Origin of the sequence: Pseudomonas sp. UBT, from assembly GCF_050915955.1 — a bacterium.
GTDB classification, from domain to species: Bacteria; Pseudomonadota; Gammaproteobacteria; order Pseudomonadales; family Pseudomonadaceae; genus Aquipseudomonas; species Aquipseudomonas antarctica_A.
Window position 1 is genome coordinate 341,318 of the sequence record NZ_CP168081.1, and the last position, 18,006, is coordinate 359,323.

The window sequence follows — 18,006 nt, forward strand, 5'->3', positions numbered from 1 at the left end:
AGGTCGTCTTCACTGCAGGCCGGAAAGGCCAAGGGCGGGGTCGATTCCATCGAGTGCAACGGCCAGAGCCTTGGCCTTGTCGGCGATCTGCTTGCGCTGATCGGCGGTAACGCTGTCATACGCGCTGTAGCCGTTGTTGACCTTGAACCCATTGAGTTCGGCATCGAACGCTTCGAGGGCGCTGTCGATTTTCGGCAGCACGTCAGCAGCGGACTTGGTCAACAACGGTCGCATCAACTCCACCACCTTGTGGGCGGCTTCAAGGTTGGCGGCAAAGCCGTTCAAGTCGATATGGCTGTAGCGTTCCTCTTCACCGCTGGCGGCACGAACATCCGCCAGGCTATTGAGGTTGCGCACAACAATGCTCACCAGTTGCTCGGGTGGCAGCGACTGGGCCAGCAGTTGTTGCTTGAGCGCGGTGACGTCGCTGACCAGGCGTTGAGCAACCGGCGCCAGGCCATCCAGGCTGCGCTGCTTGAACAGGCTGTATTCAAGGCGGTGGAAGCCGCTGAAGGCAGGGTCTTGCTCGCGCTTTTCAAAGTAGTCGGCGCGGGCGTTGATCGCGTTATCCAGCTCGGCCAGGCGTTGCGAGGCCGGCGCCAGTCGCTGATACGCCTCGCGGGCCGGCACATACAGTGCCTGGGCCTGGGTCAGGTCGCCGGCCTCAATGGCTTGCTGCAGCGCGGTCACCGCCTTGATCAGTGCACTGCCTTGGCTGCTCAGGTACACGCGGAACTCCGACAGCGGGCCGATAAAGGCCACCATCGACGGCTTGGCCTTGGCCTGGGCATCGGACGCCGCCGTCGGTGTGACGTGCAAGGTACCGCGCGGGTTGCTCAGTAAACCGCACGTGATCGCATAGTCGCCGGGCAGCAGGTTGGCGTTGATGATCTGGCTTAAACCCGGGGCGATATTTTCGCGCTCTTCTATCACCAGCACACCGTCGAGGATTTCCCATTCCACCGCGCGGTCGGAACGGTTGATGATGCGAAAACTCGCGCGCCCGGCGGGCACGGTCAGTTCGTTGGGTTCGCAGGCGTGTCCATGGATGGTCACGGCAATTTCATCGTGGTTGGTCTGGCGTTTGGCCGCGGCCAACTGTGAGGCGTAGTAGAACAGCGCGCCGGCGGCGATCATCACCACCACCGAGCCGGCCACCGCCCAGCGCAAGGCGCGGGAAGGCGGTGCCGATTGAGGGGTTTGGTTGGACAAGAGACGGTCCTTACTGGCTGGAAACGGAAGAGGGGTTGGCGACGGGCCTGGCGGGGGGCGAGGGCAGGAAGAACATCACCAGCGCCACCACCAGATAAATCAGATAGGCGCCCAGGGTGCTGACCGTTGGCGCTTCCTGGTAACCGAACATACCGGCCAGGACTGAGCCCAGCGGGCTGTCCATCGGCAGCGCGGCACTGAAGTCGAACAGCACGGTTTGCAGGTGGTTCCACACACCGGCTTCGTGCAGGGCCTGCACCGAATTGGCCAGAATGCCGGCGGCTACCACGAGGATGAACAGGCCGGTCCAGCGGAAAAACGCGCCGAGGTTCAGGCGCATGCTGCCGCTGTAGATCAGGAACCCGACGATGATCGCCAGGATCAGGCCGAGCAGGGCGCCAATCGGTGCGCCCGGGCCTTCGCTCTGCTGGAACACCGCCAGCAGGAAGAACACCGTTTCCAGGCCTTCGCGGGCCACGGCGAAAAACACCATGGCGATCAGCGCAATCACCTGATGCCTGGAGCCTGTGAGCGCGTGGTCCAGGGATGCATGCAGGGAATGTTTGATCGAGCGCGCTACCTTGCGCATCCAGAACACCATGGAACTGAGAATGCCCACGGCGACCAGGCCTACGACACCTTCGAACAGTTCCTGTTGTTTTTGCGGGAATTCAGCGCTGACCAGCTCCAGGCCACCGCCTACCAGCAAGGCGAGGGCGGCGGCAAGGAACACGCCGATCCACACGGCGGGCATCCACTGGCCGCGACCGGTTTGTTGCAGGTAGCTGGCGATGATGCCAACGATCAATGCGGCTTCAATGCCTTCGCGCAGCATGATTAAAAAGGGAACGAGCATTCGGCACCGCATCAAGACTGTAGAAGATGCTAATTTGTAACATAATGATACTCATTACTAAACACTGAATGTCGACCTTTGCTGAACTGCGGCTGAACGGTGGTGGCGAATCGCAACCGCCCTTATGATGCTCATCCTCTTTTGTAGCGTTGAATAGCCCAACCCCCATGGCGGAAAAAGACACCATCTCCATCCATCTTGTCCGTGAGGCCTTACTGCAAAGTTGCGCACCCGGCGCGGCCACGGTTGAAGCGTTGAGCAAGGTCGGGATCGCCCCGGCATGGCTGCAGCAGCCCAATGCTCGGGTGCCGGCAACGGCGTACGCGCGCCTGTGGCGCTTGTTGGCGCGGCGCCTGGATGATGAGTTCTTCGGCATGGACCCGCGCAAGCTCAAGTCCGGCAGCCTGGCGTTCCTGTGCCGCGCCGCAATGGCGCAGCCCAGTCTGGACACAAGCCTGGAAACCGGCCTGGGTTTTCTGTCGCTGATGCTTGAGCAGATGCCCGCTCAACTGGTGCGCCAGCAAAGCCTGGCAGAAATTGTGTTGCTGGAGCCCGAGTTGGAGCCCAAGCGGGCGTTTACCTATTTCACTTATTGGATGATCGTCCATGGCGTCGCCTGCTGGCTCGCGGGGCGACGCATTCCGATCCTGGCCATTGAGCTGCGTTGCTCGCAGCCGGACTTCTGTGACGATTATCGGGTGATGTTCTCCGACAACCTGCGGTTTGACCGGCCGCGCACGCGCATGATCTTTTCTGCCGATTGCCTGGACCTGCCGATCAAGCGCAGCCCGGAGGACCTCAAGCGTTTTCTCGCGCATGCGCCGGCCAACATCCTGGTCAAATACCGTGATCCGGATAGCCTGGCTACTCGCATCAAGAACGACCTGCGCCAGATGCCGCCTGACATGTGGCCGGAAACCGACGGCCTGGCCGCCAGCCTGTGCATCTCGGCGTCGACCCTGCGCCGCCGCCTGGCGGATGAAGGCCAGACCTATCAGGGCCTTAAAGACAGCGTGCGCAAGGAACTGGCGATTGTCTGGCTGGCTGAGCCACAGGTCAGTTTTGCCGAAATCGCCGGGCGGTTGGGGTTTGCCGACACCAGTTCGTTCTACAAGGCGTTTCGCAAGTGGTCGGGGTCCAACCCCGGGCATTACCGCAGTTTGATATTGAACGAAGCGATAAGCCAATAGGTCACTTGCAAGCGACCGACCCTCTCTGACCGCAGACCCATGGTTTCAATGATCTGGGGCACTTTCCGGCGCCGGATTATGTGTGATAGTCGGCGCGACCGTCCCATCGCTTGCCCCTGACGCAGCCTGATCGGCACTTGTCGCGATCAACGTCTACGCCATTTCCCTCATTCAAGAGCAGGATTTCATGGCACTTCACAAAACCGTAGAAACTCAAGACCAAGCCATCGAAGATGTGTATTCGAGCGGCTCGTCCCAGCACACCTTGCCCAAGTACCGTTTGCCTGATCACTCGACTACGCCGTCGGCGGCCTACAACCTGGTGCGCGATGAGCTGTTGCTTGACGGCAACTCGCGGCAGAACCTGGCGACCTTCTGCACCACGTGGGTCGAGCCCGAAGTGAAGCAGTTGATGGCCGATGCCCTCGACAAGAACATGATCGACAAGGACGAGTACCCGCAAACCGCCGAGATTGAAAACCGTTGCGTGCACATCATCGCCGACCTCTGGCATGCGCCCAAATCCTGGCAAACCGTTGGCTGTTCGACCACAGGTTCCAGCGAAGCCGCCATGCTTGGTGGCCTGGCCCTGAAGTGGAGCTGGAAGAAGCGTCGTGAAGCCGCTGGCCTGCCGACCGACAAACCGAACTTCGTGTGCGGCCCGGTGCAGATTTGCTGGAAAAAATTCGCGCGTTATTTTGATGTGGAAATTCGTGAAGTGCCCTTGCGCGGTGACGCCTTGGGCCTGCTTCCGGCCGACCTGCGAGAATATTGCGACGAGAACACCATCGGCGTGGTCGCGACCTTGGGCGTCACCTTCACGGGTATCTACGAGCCTGTCGCCGCGTTGGCCGCCGAGTTGGACTCGATGCAGCGCGATCTCGGCCTGGATATCCCGATACATGTTGATGCGGCGAGTGGCGGGTTTATCGCCCCGTTCATCCAGCAGACGCTGCAATGGGACTTTGTGATCGAACGGGTCAAATCGATCAACGCGTCGGGCCACAAGTACGGGCTGGCGCCGCTTGGCGTGGGCTGGGTCATTTGGCGTTCCACCGCCGACTTGCCGGAAGAGCTGATCTTCTACGTGGATTATCTGGGCGGCAATATGGCGACCTTCGCCCTGAACTTCAGCCGGCCGGGTGGTGAAATCATTGCCCAGTACTACAACTTCCTGCGGCTCGGGCGTGATGGCTATACGCGTATTCAGCAGGCCTGCTCCGACACGGCGCAATGGCTCGCCTCGGAAATCGTCAAATTCGCCCCGCTGGAATTGGTGTACGACGGCAAGGACGGGCTGCCGGCGGTCTGTTACAAACTCAAGGACGGCATTGACCATGGATTCAGCCTGTATGACCTGTCCGAGCGCGTGCGCATGCGCGGTTGGCAGATCGCGTCGTACCCGCTGCCGTCAGATCGCCAGAGCGTCGTGGTGCAGCGCATCCTGGTTCGCCATGGCGTGAGCCGCGACCTGGTGGCGCTGTTGCTTGAAGACCTGCGCAAGGCAATTGCCTACTTGCAGAAAAACCCGGTGTTGAATTCCGACGCCGGGCCGAGCTTCAGCCACGGTGCGATTGCTGAGCCGGTCATCCCGGCCGACACCCCGAACCTCGCCTGAACGCATTGCATCTTCACCGGGCCTGAGGCCCGGTGCCTTTAGCGTTTCATCGCAAGGTACGAATCATCGTGACAGCCTTCTTCAATTTCCTGCACGACAACCCCTATATTCTGCTGTTCCTGGTGGTCGGCCTGTCCGTCTGGGTCGGGCGCGGCACCATCAAAGGTTACGGCTTGGGGGCGGTGGCCGGGGCTATCGTCATAGGCTGCGCCATTGCGACGTGGGCGTCTTACTACGGCGTGCATTTCGAGCTCGATAACTTCACCAAGAGCCTGTTTTATTACCTGTTCATGTACGGCGTAGGGTTGCGGGTCGGTCCCTCGTTTATCAATAGCCTGAAGGGCGATGGGTTGAAATTCACCTTTCTGGCGATTCTTTCGTCGTTCCTCGGCTTGGGCATCGTGGTGTTGGGGGTGAAGCTGTTGTCGCTGCCGGTGGGTGCGGCCGGCGGTATTCTTGCCGGTTCACAAACCATGTCGGCGGCCATCGGTTCGGCGGAACAAGCCATCACTTCCGGCGTCGTGCCGCTGCCACCGGGCACCACCGCCGCAGCGGCGACGGCCATGATCGCGCTGTCCTATGGCATCACTTACATCTGGGGCACGGTCGGCATCATCCTGATCTGCAAATACCTGCCGCGCTGGTGGGGAGTGGATGCACGCAAGGCGGCCAAGGCATATGAGGTGGAGCATGGCGTGCCGAACGTTGACGACGCCGGGCTCAGTGGCTATCGGCCTTTCGACCTGCGCGCCTATCGATTGGTAAACAGTGAATGGGTGGGGCAAACCATCGCGCAGTTTCGCCAACAATTTGAGCTGTACCAGATCGAGAATGTCGAGCGCGGCGACCAGTTGCTCGGGGCCGATCCGGCACTGGTGCTGCAACTGGGCGATATCATTGCGCTGGGGGGCAGCCTTGATGCGCTGACGGATCACATGGGCCTGATCGGGCCGGAAGTGCCGGATGCCCGGGCGCTTAATATCCCGTTGGATGAGGCGGTGATTCTGGTGACCCACCGTGACGCGATCGGCAAGCAGCTCAAGCAGTTCAGCCAGTCGTCGATTGCCGGACAGGTGCAACTGGTGGGTATCGAGCGCGGCGGCGCGCCCATTCCCGTGGGGCTGGAAACACGCCTGCAACGCTTGGATGTGATGCACCTGATCGGCCTGCGTACGGCCATCGACAAAGCCACGGCGTTACTGGGCAAGGCAGGGCGGCCGAGTACCGCGACCGATTTGCTGACGCTATCGCTGGGCATGGTATTGGGCTTGCTGATCGGCCTGATCCAAGTGCCGGCGTTCGGTGCAGCGGTGGGCCTGGGCAACGCGGGCGGCTTGCTGGTGTCGGGGATTATCGTATCGTCACTGGTGTCGCGAGTGCGCTTCTTTGGCAATACACCCAACGCGGCACGCAACATTCTTGAGGACATGGGGCTGATTTTCTTTGTCGCGATCGTAGGGGTAAATGCCGGGGCTAATCTGGTTTCACAAATCAGCCCGATCATCGCGTTGAAAATCTTTGTGCTGGGCTTTGTGGCCTGCACCATTCCGCCGTTTATCGTATGGGCGGTGGGGTTTCACGTGTTCAAGATCAACCCGGCGATCCTCATGGGCGGTGTGGCGGGGGCGCGTAGCCATTCCGGGCCAGCACGTGAAGCCGCCAAGGAGATCGACAGCAGCGTGCCCTGGATCGGTTTTCCAGTGGCGTATGCGGTGTCGGGGATTTTGCTGACGGTGTTTGGCTACTTCGCGATGGTTCTCGCACGCTGACGCCGGTTCAGGAGGCACCAGGCACAACACACTGTGCGCACTGTCGGTCGTCGGCGGTGCAGCCGGGGTCCGCCATGGCTTGCTTATAGGCCAAAGGATCAAGCAGCGCCGTATAGCAAATCAGGTGGTGATTGCACAGGGGGTTGTCCTTAATCCCGAGACTTGAAGCACCGGCGGGAATTGTCTTGGCCTGCAACAACGCGTAGTAGGCGGAGAAATGCAATATGTCACTCTTTGGGACGGTCGGCACAACATCGCGTGCATAGTTGAAGAGGTCGTAGTTGCCGACTTGAGTCTCGAAGAAGTCCACGAACGTCTTGTTACCGGTTTTTGGCGAGGCAAACAGGCAGGCACTCGCCTTACAGCCTTACAGCCTTGCAGGTTCAGGTCGAGGGTCAGGTAGGTTGCGAGGGCCGATCCCAGGCTGTGTCCCAACACCATCGGCGGGTTGGCCGCCGTGAGTTGGCTGATGCCGAGCGCCAGCGGCACCGGCGACGCACCGTCCGCGCCGTGGAATTGCATCGTCCGGTAGATGTCCCAAAAACCCTGATCCACCAGCCCGGCTTTCGGGTTGGGGTGGTTCATCATCAGGAAGTCGAGGTCGTCACCCCATTCCTGCGCACCGTCGGTGCCGCGTATCGCCACCACGTACTGGTCCTGGCCCTGGACGTTACGCTGGGCGACATAGCCGTAGCAGACGCGACTGCGCTGGTCGTCAGAGGCACCGAGCATGGTCGACCTCAAGCCAAGGCCAGATATCAGGATGTCGTCCGAGCCTGAGATAAATCCCACCACGTTCCATCCCGTTTCGTTGATGCGTGGGTCGATCGGTGGCGGAATCTGGCGAGGGTTGATGTCGCACAGGTCCCAGGCGTACATCACCAGTAATGCGTAGGGGGCAGCAGAAAGTCGATCCATCTCGGGCTCCTTGTGAAGTCATCACTGTGAATGAGTGAAGCACAAGATCCGTGTTAAACCTGCTGAATCCGCTATAAAAAAAACCCCGCGACCGAATGGACCGCAGGGCTAAAAAATTGGCTGGATGCGACCAACCAAAGGAGCTCTTTACCTCACTTGCTGCTGGCGACGACGGTGTCCGGCTGCCAGCCACCACCGAGGGCTTTGTAGATCGCGACAATCCCGCGATACAAATCCACTTCGGCCTGTGCCTGTGAGTCTTCCGCCGCCAGGCGCTCACGTTGCGCGTCGAGCAGCACCAGGAAGTCCACCGTCCCTTCGCGATAACGGATCGCGGCAAGGTCGGCGGCGGCGCGGCTGGATTCACTTTGACGAATCAGCGAGACCAGACGCTGCTGGCGTTTGCCGTAATCACTGAAGGCATTTTCCGATTCTTCCAGCGCCAGCAATACTTGCTGCTCATACGTCGCCAGGGCGCCATCGGCCTCGGCATTCGCGCCGCGCAAACGCGCACGCACGCTGCCCAGGTCAAACGCCGCCCAGGTGATGCTCGGGCCGAGGGACCAGGCATTCGCGGCCGCCGAGCCGATCTGCGAACCGCGCCCGGCGGTAAAGCCGAGGAAGCCGCTGAGGCTGACCCGCGGGAACAGGTCCGCCTTGGCCACACCGATACGGGCAGTAGCGGCGGCCAGTTTGCGTTCGGCACTGAGAATGTCCGGGCGACGTTGCAGCAGTTGCCCCGGGTCACCGATTGGCAACGCCTTGGCAATCGCCGGCAGGTCTTTCGGGCTCAGGTCCACGGTCAGCTTGTCGGGGCGCTGGCCGAGGAGGGTGGCGATGCGGTTACGCTCGCGCACTTGCTCGGCTTGCAGTTGCGGCACGCTGGCTTCAACCGCCGCCAGTCGGGCATCGGCGCGTTCCACGTCGAGTTGGTCGCCGACGCCGGCATCACGCAGGCTGACGGTGATGGTGCGCGATTCCTGCTGGTTCTTCAGGTTGTCCAGGGCGATGCGTTCGCGCAGTTGAGCGCCGCGCAGTTGGCCGTAGGCGTCCACCAACTCGGCAATCATGGTGACTTGCAGTTGGTACAGGTCGGCTTCCGCCACCTGTTGGTCAGCGTCGCTGGCTTCGAGGTTGCGGCGGATGCGGCCGAACAAGTCGACTTCCCAGGCCATGTCCAGGCCCAGGTCGTAGCGTTCGCTGTTGACTCGCTGGGTGGTCTGGCCGGGAATCTGGCCTTTGCCCACGTCGCTGCTGGCACGGCTGGTCACCACCGGCATGATGTCGTTGGCCGCGTCATCGCGAATCGCGCGGGCGGCTCGCAGACGGGCGAACGCGACACGCAGGTCGCGGTTACCGCTCAGCGACTGGGTCACCAGTTGGTTGAGGGTAGGGTCCTCGAACTGCTGCCACCAGATGCCTTCGTACTGGGCATGGTCATAGCTTTTGGTGTCGGCGGCGGCCGTGATATTGGCAGCCGCAAGCTTCTCGGTTTTGTAGTCCGGGCCGACGGCACAGGCGCTCAGCGCCAATACCAGCAGGCTAGGCAGGAATACTTTCACGCTCATTGCTGTGTCTCCAGCTTCAAGGCCTTGGCCGCTTTGCGCGCTTCGCTGCGCTCCACATAGCGACGGATCAATACGTAGAACACTGGCGTCAGCAACAGGCCGAAGAAGGTCACCCCGATCATCCCGGAGAACACCGCCACGCCCATGGCATGACGCATCTCGGCACCGGCACCGCTGGACAACACCAGTGGCACCACACCCATGATGAAGGCGAACGAGGTCATCAGGATCGGCCGCAGACGCAGACGGCAGGCTTCCAGTACCGCAGCGAGCGGATCGAGCCCCTCGGCCTGTTTATCCTTGGCAAACTCGACGATCAGAATCGCGTTCTTACACGCCAGGCCCACCAGTACGATCAAGCCGATCTGGGTGAAGATGTTGTTGTCGCCGCCGGAGATGATCACCCCGGTAATGGCCGACAGCAGCGTCATCGGTACGATCAGGATCACCGCCAATGGCAGGCTCCAGCTTTCGTACTGGGCCGCCAGTACCAGGAACGCCAGCAGTACGCAGAGCGGGAACACGAACAGTGCAGTGTTGCCCGAGAGGATTTGCTGATAAGTCAGGTCGGTCCACTCGTAGGTCATGCCGTTGGGCAGTTCCTCTTTCAGCAGCTTTTCAATCGCTGCCTGGGCCTGGCCGGAGCTGTAGCCCGGTGCGGCGTTGCCGTTGATTTCGGCGGTGATAAAGCCGTTGTAGTGCATCACGCGGTCCGGGCCCGAGGTGTCGCTGACCTTGATGAAGGTCGCCAGCGGGATCATCTCGCCTTTGTTGTTACGCACTTTCAACTGGCCGATCTGGTCTTCATCCTGGCGGAACTGTTGCTCAGCCTGCACGTTGACTTGATAGGTACGGCCGAAGCGGTTGAAGTCGTTGGCATACAACGAACCCAGGTAGATCTGCAGGGTGTCGAAGATGTCGCTGACCGCCACGCCGTGGGTCTTGGCCTTTTCGCGGTCGATGGCGGCATCGACCTGGGGCACGTTGACCGTGTAGCTGGTGAACAGGCCGAACAACTCCGGCGTGGTGCGGCTCTTGGTGATGATGTTCTGTACTTCTTTGTACAGCTCGTCATACCCCAGGTTGCCACGGTCTTCGATCTGCAGGCGGAACCCGCCAATCGTGCCCAGGCCCTGTACCGGCGGCGGTGGGAAGATTGCCATGTAGGCTTCTTCGATGCCGCTGTACTTGCCGTTCAGTGCACCGGCAATCGCACCTGCAGACATGCTCGGGTCTTTACGTTCGTCGAACGGCTTCAAGGTCACGAACACGATGCCGCTGTTCGGGCTGTTGGTGAAACCGTTGATCGACAGGCCCGGGAACGCTACAGCGCTTTCCACGCCCGGTTGCTTCAGCGCGATGTCGGACATGCGCTTGATCACATCTTCAGTGCGGTCCAGGCTCGCAGCGTCCGGCAATTGCGCGAAGGCCACCAGGTATTGCTTGTCCTGGGCCGGCACGAAACCGGTCGGGGTGTGGGCAAAACCGAACCAGGTCAGCACCATCAAACCGGCGTAAAGGAACAACGCGATACCGCTGCCACGAATAACCCGGCGTACGGTGCCGACATAACCGTGGCTGGCCTTGACGAAGAAGCGGTTGAAGGGACGGAACAACCAGCCGCCGAAAATCTTGTCGAGCACCTTGGAGAAGCGATCCTTCGGCGCATCATGACCGCGCAGCAACACGGCGGCGAGGGCAGGGGACAAGGTCAGCGAGTTGAAGGCCGAAATTACCGTCGAGATCGCAATGGTCAACGCGAACTGCTTATAGAACTGCCCGGTCAAGCCGCTGATAAAGGCTGCTGGAATGAACACCGCACACAGCACCAACGCGGTGGCGATGATCGGGCCGGTCACTTCGCTCATGGCTTTTTCAGTGGCCTGGAACGGTTCCAATCCCAACTCGATATTACGCTCGACGTTCTCCACCACCACGATGGCGTCGTCCACCACGATACCGATCGCCAGTACCAGGCCGAACAGCGACAGCGCGTTAAGCGAGAAGCCAAACAGGTGCATCACCGCAAACGTACCGATCAACGAGACCGGCACCGCCACCAATGGAATGATCGAGGCGCGCCAGGTTTGCAGGAACAGAATCACCACCAGCACCACGAGGATCAGTGCTTCGAACAGGGTGTGCACCACCGCTTCGATGGAGCCACGCACGAAGATGGTCGGGTCATAGACGATGCTGTAGTCCATCCCTTGCGGGAAGTTCTTTTTCAGCTCTTCCATCTTGCCGCGCACTTCGTTGGAGATCTCGATGGCGTTGGAGCCTGGGCGCTGGAAGATCGGGATCGCCACGGCCGGCTGGTTGTTGAGCAACGAACGCAGGGCGTATTGGCTGGAACCCAGCTCGACCCGTGCGATGTCCTTCAGGCGCGTGATTTCACCGTTATCGCCTGCGCGAATGATGATGTTCTCGAACTCTTCTTCCGTCACCAGACGGCCCTGAGTGTTCACCGACAACTGGAAGCTGGTGGCATTCGGCGCAGGTTGCGCACCCAGGGCACCGGCGGCCACTTGACGGTTCTGTTCGCGGATCGCATTCACGACATCAGTGGCGGTCAGGTTGCGCGACGCGGTCTTGTTCGGGTCCAGCCATACACGCAGGGAGTAGTCGCCCATGCCGAACAGCTGCACATCACCCACACCGCCCAGGCGTGCCAGCTCATCCTTCACATTGAGCAAGGCGTAGTTGGACAGATACAGCATGTCGTAACGCTGATCCGGTGAGGTCAAGTGCACCACCATGGTCAGGTCCGGGGAAGCCTTGTCCACGGTGATACCGATGCGGGTCACTTCCTCAGGCAGTTTCGGCTGAGTCCGCGTCACACGGTTTTGCACCTGCACCTGCGCGTTGTCCAGGTCGGTGCCCAGGGCGAAGGTGATGGTCAGGGTCAGCTTGCCGTCGGCGGTGGACTGCGAGGACATGTACAGCATGTTCTCGACGCCGGTGATGGCTTGCTCCAGGGGCGCGGCCACGGTTTCACCGATGACTTTGGGGTTGGCACCCGGGAAGTTGGCACGGACCACGACGGTCGGCGGCACCACTTCCGGGTATTCGCTGATCGGCAGTTGGAACAGCGAGATTGCACCGGCGATCAGGATCAACAGCGACAGCACCGCTGCGAAGATCGGCCGTGAAATGAAGAACTTGGAAAAATTCATCTTGAGTTGTATCCCTTAACCGCGTGGAGTCGCGACGGCTGCGAGCTTGGGCGCGGCTTTATCCGGCGCCACTTGCTCCAGGTTGCTGGCTTCAAGCGCTTGTCGTTGTTGTGCCAAGGCGGCGAGGGTTTCCTTGCTGGCCATCGGGATGGTTTCCGGTGCAACCGGCGACCCCGGACGAATGCGCTGCAAGCCCTTCACTACGATGGTGTCGTCCTTGTTCAAACCGCTGCGTACGATGCGCAAGCCTTCGATCTTCGGCCCCAGTTCCACCGAGCGATAAGCCGGTTTGTCGCCGTCCATCACCAGCACGAACTTCTTGCCCAGGTCGGTGCCGACCGCTTCGTCGTTGATCAACACAGCGGAGTAGGTGCCGCTGCCAACCAGCTTCAAGCGGGCATACAGACCAGGGGTGTATTCGCCCTTGCTGTTATCGAACACGGCGCGGCCACGGATGGTGCCGGTGGCCGGGTTGACCTGGTTGTCGACGAAGTTCATCTGGCCCAGGTGCGGGTTGCCGGTTTCGTTGGACAGGCCCAGGTACACAGGCGTTGTTGCGCCACGACGGCCTTGGCGGGCCAGCTCGGTGTACTTGAGGTACACGCGCTCATCGGCGTCGAAGTAGGCGTAGACCTTGTCGGTGGAGACCACGCTGGTCAGTGCGGTGACGTCGGCGGTCACCAGGTTGCCGGCGGTGATTTCGGCACGGCTGACGCGGCCACTGATCGGCGAGGTCACGCGGGTAAAGCTCAGGTTGAGCTTGGCCAGGTCCAACTGCGCCTGAATTCCGGCGACAGCGGCGCGGGCTTCCTGGGCAGCGGTGGTGCGCGAGTCGGCCAGTTCGGCGGAAATCGCGTTGCTCTGACGCAGGCGTTCGCCCCGTTGCGCTTCATTATCGCTACGGCTGGCGGCGGCTTTGGTTTGGGCAAGCTGGGCTTCGAGGCGGCGCACTTCAGCCTGGAACGGACGCGGGTCGATCTGGAACAGCACATCGCCTTTCTTCACCAGGGCGCCTTCGATGAACGCCACTTGGTCGATCTGGCCGGACACGCGCGGACGAATCTGCACGGTTTCCGGCGCTTCCAGGCGACCGGTGAATTCATCCCACTCGTTGACCGGTTGTTCGAGCACCTTGGCCACACTGATTTTTGCAGGGGGCATGGCGGCCGCTTGTTCCGGAGTTTTGCCGCACGCGCTCATCACCACCACGGCCAAAATCGCCAAAGGGAAGCGCAAATGTTTGAGTGACTGTTCCATGAGGTGCATCCGCCAATGTATTTGAGATGGGCGGATCATGCGCGGCGAGGTGCTATGTCACGAATCGAATGAAGCAAAGGTAACTATCATTCGGAATGATATAAGCGCGAGATTAGCCCTCTAGGATGCGGGTTTCGTTAGGGAGCTATCAATGGGCTTGATGACAAAGGTGTATTGCGCAGCTTGCAAGGAACACGGCCAACGTCGCGCTGTCGCTGGCCAGCTTGCGTTGCAAGCCGCTGAACAGTATCAACCTGGCCGCAGGCGTCAGCCCGGGTGGTAATTTGACGCAACCGATCGTATACCCCGCCAGGACGCTCGAAGGCGCTCACTTCACCGGTTTGGCGGTGAGGGCACCTGACAGGGAAACGCCCAGCAGATACAGCATCCCACCGCCGATTATAAAAAGTACCAGCATGTAGAAAATGTAGTGAGCCGGCTGCGTTGCCAGCACCCATCCGCACAGCACGGGCCCCAATGCTGCGCCGACGTTGCTGAGGTTCTGCGCGGCGTAATACATGCCGCGCAGATGATTCGGCGCAATGTTGTCGATGAACATGTATTCGGCGGGGAACACGATAATTTCACCCAGGGTGAAAATGGCCATGGACAGCACCCACATCAACAGTGTGGTGGACAGCGCGAACCCGCCCAGCCCGACGATAAACAGGCTGAGGCCGGCCGCCAGCCACACGTTCAAGTACCGATGGGTAATCCGTTTGCCCAGGCCGTATTGCAGGCTGATCACCATCAGGGCATTGGTTGCCACAACCGTGCTGATAATCCGGTAGGTCGCCTGGGGCGTGGAGGTGACTATCAGGTACTGCGAGAGATAGGCAGTGAATTGGCCGAACACCACCGCACTCAGTAGCCCGCCCAAGGTAAAGCACACCAGGCGGTAATCACGCAGCAGCAGTTTGCCGACTGCCAGGAACGGCGTGGGCGGCTGCTTTGCCTCGACCGTTACCAGGCACCTGTCGCCCCACACGAAATAGATAAAAAAGAACCCGGCGCCAAGCCCTGTTGACATCAGAAAGGGCAGGCTGGTATCCACGGCGGCCAACCCCGCGCCCAGAAACGGCCCGACGGCATAACCGATATTGGTCAGCGTGTATTTGATCGAAAACACTTCGCTGCGCTGATCGACGGGGAGCAGGCTGCCAAATCCGGCCTTCACTGCAATATCAATCACGGCATAGGCCAGGTTGACTGACACCAGGCACAAGTAAAACAGCCAGAGCGCGGGCGCGACATACGCGCCGAGAAAGCTCAGCGTGAACACGCCGCAGAACGTGAGAATAAGCCGGTAACTGGACATTCTGTCCACTAGAAAACCGCCATACAGGCTCAGCAGCGAGCCAATGATCAGCGTGCTGCCAATGACCAGGCCGATGTCGGCGATGCTCAATTCAAAGTGGCCCGATAAATAGATGACCAGGTAGGGCAGCGTAATTGCGCGGGCGAGGGTTAATACCAGTGAGGCACACAGCAGCAGGTTGAGGGTGAGCGGGTAGTTTTTCAGCGTTGCCAGCATTCGAGCCTCATCGTCCATTTATAAGGTGCAAGCGTCATGATTCGCTCGCTCGGAAAGGTGCAGCTTACTTTTGATCCTGGTTCTGATTTAGGATGTTTTTTATCAATATATTGGAAATGAATTCATGAATAAGGAACGTCTGTGTTTTCCTCCGAACGCTTGAAGGGCATCGATGTGTTTGTCTGTGTCGCGCAGTACGGCAGCTTCACGGCAGCGGCCGAGAAAATGCACCTGACGGCCTCTGCCATCAGTAAAAACATCGCGCGCCTGGAAACGCGCCTGGGCGCCAGACTGTTCGAGCGCACCACGCGCACGTTATCGCTGACGGATGCCGGTGTTGCGTTTCTGCGCACCTGCACCGGCGTACTGGCAGACCTGGAAGAAGCGGAGTTATCACTTCAGGCAGAAAACACCGAGCCTCGCGGGCGTGTGCGCATTGACCTGCCCAGCGCATTTGGCCGCGCACAGGTGTTACCGATCCTTCTGCAGTGGGTGAAGGATCATCCATTGCTGATACCGCATATCTCTTTCTCAGATGGTTTTATCGACCCGCTCAAGGAAGGCGTGGACATCGTGGTGCGCATTGGCGACGCACACACCTGGCCGGAGACGGTAGAGCACCGGCTGCTCAACCGTGAGCGGCATGTTTTGTGTGCATCCCCTGCGTATCTGGCTCGCCATGGCACCCCACACGCGGAGCGCGACCTTGAGCATCATCGGTGCATTGCCTATGGCTGGATTGACGGGAGCATCAGCCCTTGGCGTTACGCCGGCGAGCAGGGCGAAACACGCCACAGGCAAATCGCTGCGCACCTGGTGATGGGGAATGGTGACGGATTGATGATGGCCGCACTGGCAGGCTGCGGTATCGCACAGTTGCCGTCATGGCTGATCGAGCAACCATTGCGGGACGGGACGCTGGTTGAGGTGTTGCCGAAACTGGCAATCACGGGAATGGAGATCAATGTGGCCTGGGTTAAAAATCGCCAGGCGCTGCCCAAGATTCGCGCGGTAGTTGATGCGCTGGTTACGGGGCTGGGGGCTTGAGTGAGCGGTCGCTTGACTTTAAATATGTGCAGAAATAGCACAGGTATTGTTTGCTTATGTGCGTGGATCAAACAGTAGGGCCTGCTTAAGCTGGCCTCGTCAACCCGACGACTGCTTAAGGAAACCCGCTCATGTCCCACGCCATTGCTACTTCTCAATTGACTCTGCGCGCCGCAAACGCCGTCGCCGTGCCGCACATGCTTAAATCCGTCATCGCCGGCCTTGGCCTGCTGATGAGCCTCGGCCAATGTGCCGTGGCCGCTGAGGCTCAGGCCAGTCCGCAGCCGACCATCCGCGCCATGTTCGGTGCCAAACCGACCGACCAGTTGGACCCGAAAACCACCGCGCTGCTGGTGATCGACTTCCAGAACGAATACTTCACGGGCCGCATGCCGATCCCGGATGGCATGAAAGCCCTGGACAACGCCCAGCGCCTGATCGCGTTTGCCGACAAGCAACATATCCCGGTGATCCACGTGCAACACGTGGCTCCGGAGGGCGCAGCGGTGTTTGCCAAGGACGGTAAAACGGTGAACTTCCACCCGTTGATGCAGCCGCGTCCACAGGACAAAGTCATTCAAAAAACCACGGTGAGTGTGTTCGCCAGCACCGATATCGACGCCCAGTTGAAGAAAGCCGGAATCAAGACACTGATCATTTCCGGCCTGATGACCCACGCCTGTGTCGCCGGTGCCGCGCGTGACGCGGTGCCGTTGGGCTACGACGTTGTGGTAGCATCCGATGCCACTGCAACCCGCGCAATCACTCGCGCCAATGGGGATTCGGTGTCCAAGGACGCGTTGCACAACGCGGCGCTGGCGGAAATCGAAGACACCTTCGGTTCGGTGCTGACCACCGCGCAAATCGTTGCCTTGCCCGTGCACTGATCCACCGGACTGCTCGCCTGGAGTCACATTCGCTTCATGAACCAGTTATCTGCCATGCGCGCCTTTCGGTGCATCGTCGAGGCCAAGGGCTTCTCTGCCGCGGCAGAGCGGCTCGACACAACCCACTCGACGATTTCCCGGCAATTGCAGCAACTGGAAGTTGAACTGGGCGTTCAGTTGATCAACCGCAACACCCGGCGTTTCAGCCTGACCCGCCCCGGAGAGCTCTACTTCGCAGCGTGCGTCGATATTCTCGATCGCCTGGATGCGGCCGCCATGGCCATGGCGCAGGGGCATCAGCAACCCAACGGCCTGTTGCGGGTCAGCGTGCCCCTGGTGGTCGGCACGCTGGACCTGCCGCACTGGCTGCCGGGTTTCCAGAAGCGCTACCCCGATATCGAACTTGAGCTGTGCTGCGACGATCAGTTCGTTGATCTGGTCGCCGAAGGGTTCGATGTGGCTATCCGTATCGCCAGTGCACTGGCTGACACCACGCTGGTCGCGCGCACCCTGACGGTTTCAAAGCTGGTCCTGGTAGCTTCTCCGGCCTATGTAAACAGCCACGGTTTGCCACGCACAGCCCAGGAACTCGACGGCCATCGCTTGCTGGCGTTTATCGGCGCCTCATCCGACTGGGAGCTGTGCCCGCCACGCGGTGCACCGGTCAAGGTCACGCCAACGGGGCAGTTCAAGACCAACACCCTCAGCGCCTTGCACGCCGCCGCACTGGCCGGCGCCGGCATCGCGTGTTTTACCCAGGCCACCGTGCGCGCTAATTTTGCGCAAGGGCAACTCGTCTCCATTCTGCCCAACTATTCGCTGGGCCAACGGCATTACTTCGCGCTCTATCCGCAATCGCGGTATCTGGCGCCCAACGTCAGGGCGTTTGTCGATTACATGGCCGACTTCTACGCGTCCCGAGGGCAAGCCGTAAGCGGTCACGGATAATTTTCAATACAGCTTTCGACAGGATT

At 60.3% G+C, this 18,006-nt stretch carries 13 protein-coding genes; 6 read left to right on the top strand and 7 right to left on the bottom strand.

What is annotated here, in order from left to right; genetic code table 11:
* Nucleotides 1-9: 9 nt before the first annotated feature.
* Both efeO and efeU read right to left on the bottom strand, forming a co-directional pair.
* The gene (efeO, locus tag ACDZ94_RS26020) at nucleotides 10-1,212 is read right to left on the bottom strand and encodes an iron uptake system protein EfeO (protein ID WP_262667878.1); all 1,203 of its coding nucleotides are present in this window, start codon (nucleotides 1,210-1,212) and stop codon (nucleotides 10-12) included.
* 10 nt (nucleotides 1,213-1,222) lie between these two features.
* Nucleotides 1,223-2,068, bottom strand: a complete 846-nt coding sequence (gene efeU / locus ACDZ94_RS26025; RefSeq protein ID WP_064452292.1) for an iron uptake transporter permease EfeU — start codon at nucleotides 2,066-2,068, stop codon at nucleotides 1,223-1,225.
* A gap of 167 nt (nucleotides 2,069-2,235) precedes the next feature.
* Here efeU and ACDZ94_RS26030 point away from each other — a divergent pair, with 167 nt between their 5' ends.
* The 3 genes from ACDZ94_RS26030 to ACDZ94_RS26040 all read left to right on the top strand — a co-directional run bounded on the left by ACDZ94_RS26030 (nucleotide 2,236) and on the right by ACDZ94_RS26040 (nucleotide 6,645).
* Complete coding sequence (locus tag ACDZ94_RS26030) at nucleotides 2,236-3,258, top strand: AraC family transcriptional regulator (RefSeq protein WP_064452293.1); 1,023 nt, start codon at nucleotides 2,236-2,238, stop codon at nucleotides 3,256-3,258.
* A 187-nt stretch (nucleotides 3,259-3,445) separates the two neighbouring features.
* Nucleotides 3,446-4,876: a glutamate decarboxylase gene (locus ACDZ94_RS26035; RefSeq protein ID WP_221294653.1), complete on the top strand. Its 1,431-nt coding sequence runs from the start codon at nucleotides 3,446-3,448 to the stop codon at nucleotides 4,874-4,876.
* Between the two features lie 68 nt (nucleotides 4,877-4,944).
* The gene (locus tag ACDZ94_RS26040) at nucleotides 4,945-6,645 is read left to right on the top strand and encodes an aspartate:alanine exchanger family transporter (protein ID WP_262667880.1); all 1,701 of its coding nucleotides are present in this window, start codon (nucleotides 4,945-4,947) and stop codon (nucleotides 6,643-6,645) included.
* 120 nt (nucleotides 6,646-6,765) lie between these two features.
* On the opposite strand, the gene ACDZ94_RS26045 is transcribed toward ACDZ94_RS26040, so the two are convergent.
* The 5 genes from ACDZ94_RS26045 to ACDZ94_RS26065 form a co-directional block, all read right to left on the bottom strand.
* Entirely contained in the window at nucleotides 6,766-7,563 is a 798-nt protein-coding gene (locus tag ACDZ94_RS26045; RefSeq protein ID WP_432751639.1) for a lipase family protein, read from the bottom strand.
* 152 nt (nucleotides 7,564-7,715) lie between these two features.
* Nucleotides 7,716-9,131, bottom strand: coding sequence for an efflux transporter outer membrane subunit (locus ACDZ94_RS26050; protein ID WP_262667881.1), 1,416 nt, complete (start codon nucleotides 9,129-9,131; stop codon nucleotides 7,716-7,718).
* Nucleotides 9,128-12,307: an efflux RND transporter permease subunit gene (locus ACDZ94_RS26055; RefSeq protein WP_064452297.1), complete on the bottom strand. Its 3,180-nt coding sequence runs from the start codon at nucleotides 12,305-12,307 to the stop codon at nucleotides 9,128-9,130. Before ACDZ94_RS26055 ends, ACDZ94_RS26050 begins: the two co-directional genes overlap by 4 nt.
* Before the next feature lie 15 nt (nucleotides 12,308-12,322).
* A complete protein-coding gene (gene mexE, locus ACDZ94_RS26060) occupies nucleotides 12,323-13,564 on the bottom strand; it encodes a multidrug efflux RND transporter periplasmic adaptor subunit MexE (protein ID WP_262667882.1) in 1,242 nt (413 codons plus the stop codon).
* A 328-nt stretch (nucleotides 13,565-13,892) separates the two neighbouring features.
* Nucleotides 13,893-15,098, bottom strand: a complete 1,206-nt coding sequence (locus ACDZ94_RS26065; protein ID WP_432751640.1) for an MFS transporter — start codon at nucleotides 15,096-15,098, stop codon at nucleotides 13,893-13,895.
* Between the two features lie 141 nt (nucleotides 15,099-15,239).
* On the opposite strand from ACDZ94_RS26065, the gene ACDZ94_RS26070 reads away from it, so the two are divergent.
* From ACDZ94_RS26070 to ACDZ94_RS26080, 3 genes are all read left to right on the top strand, one after another.
* Nucleotides 15,240-16,145, top strand: a complete 906-nt coding sequence (locus ACDZ94_RS26070; protein ID WP_221294656.1) for a LysR family transcriptional regulator — start codon at nucleotides 15,240-15,242, stop codon at nucleotides 16,143-16,145.
* A gap of 197 nt (nucleotides 16,146-16,342) precedes the next feature.
* Entirely contained in the window at nucleotides 16,343-17,032 is a 690-nt protein-coding gene (locus tag ACDZ94_RS26075; protein ID WP_432751856.1) for a cysteine hydrolase family protein, read from the top strand.
* A 36-nt stretch (nucleotides 17,033-17,068) separates the two neighbouring features.
* Nucleotides 17,069-17,980: a LysR family transcriptional regulator gene (locus ACDZ94_RS26080; RefSeq protein ID WP_221294658.1), complete on the top strand. Its 912-nt coding sequence runs from the start codon at nucleotides 17,069-17,071 to the stop codon at nucleotides 17,978-17,980.
* Nucleotides 17,981-18,006 lie beyond the last annotated feature (26 nt).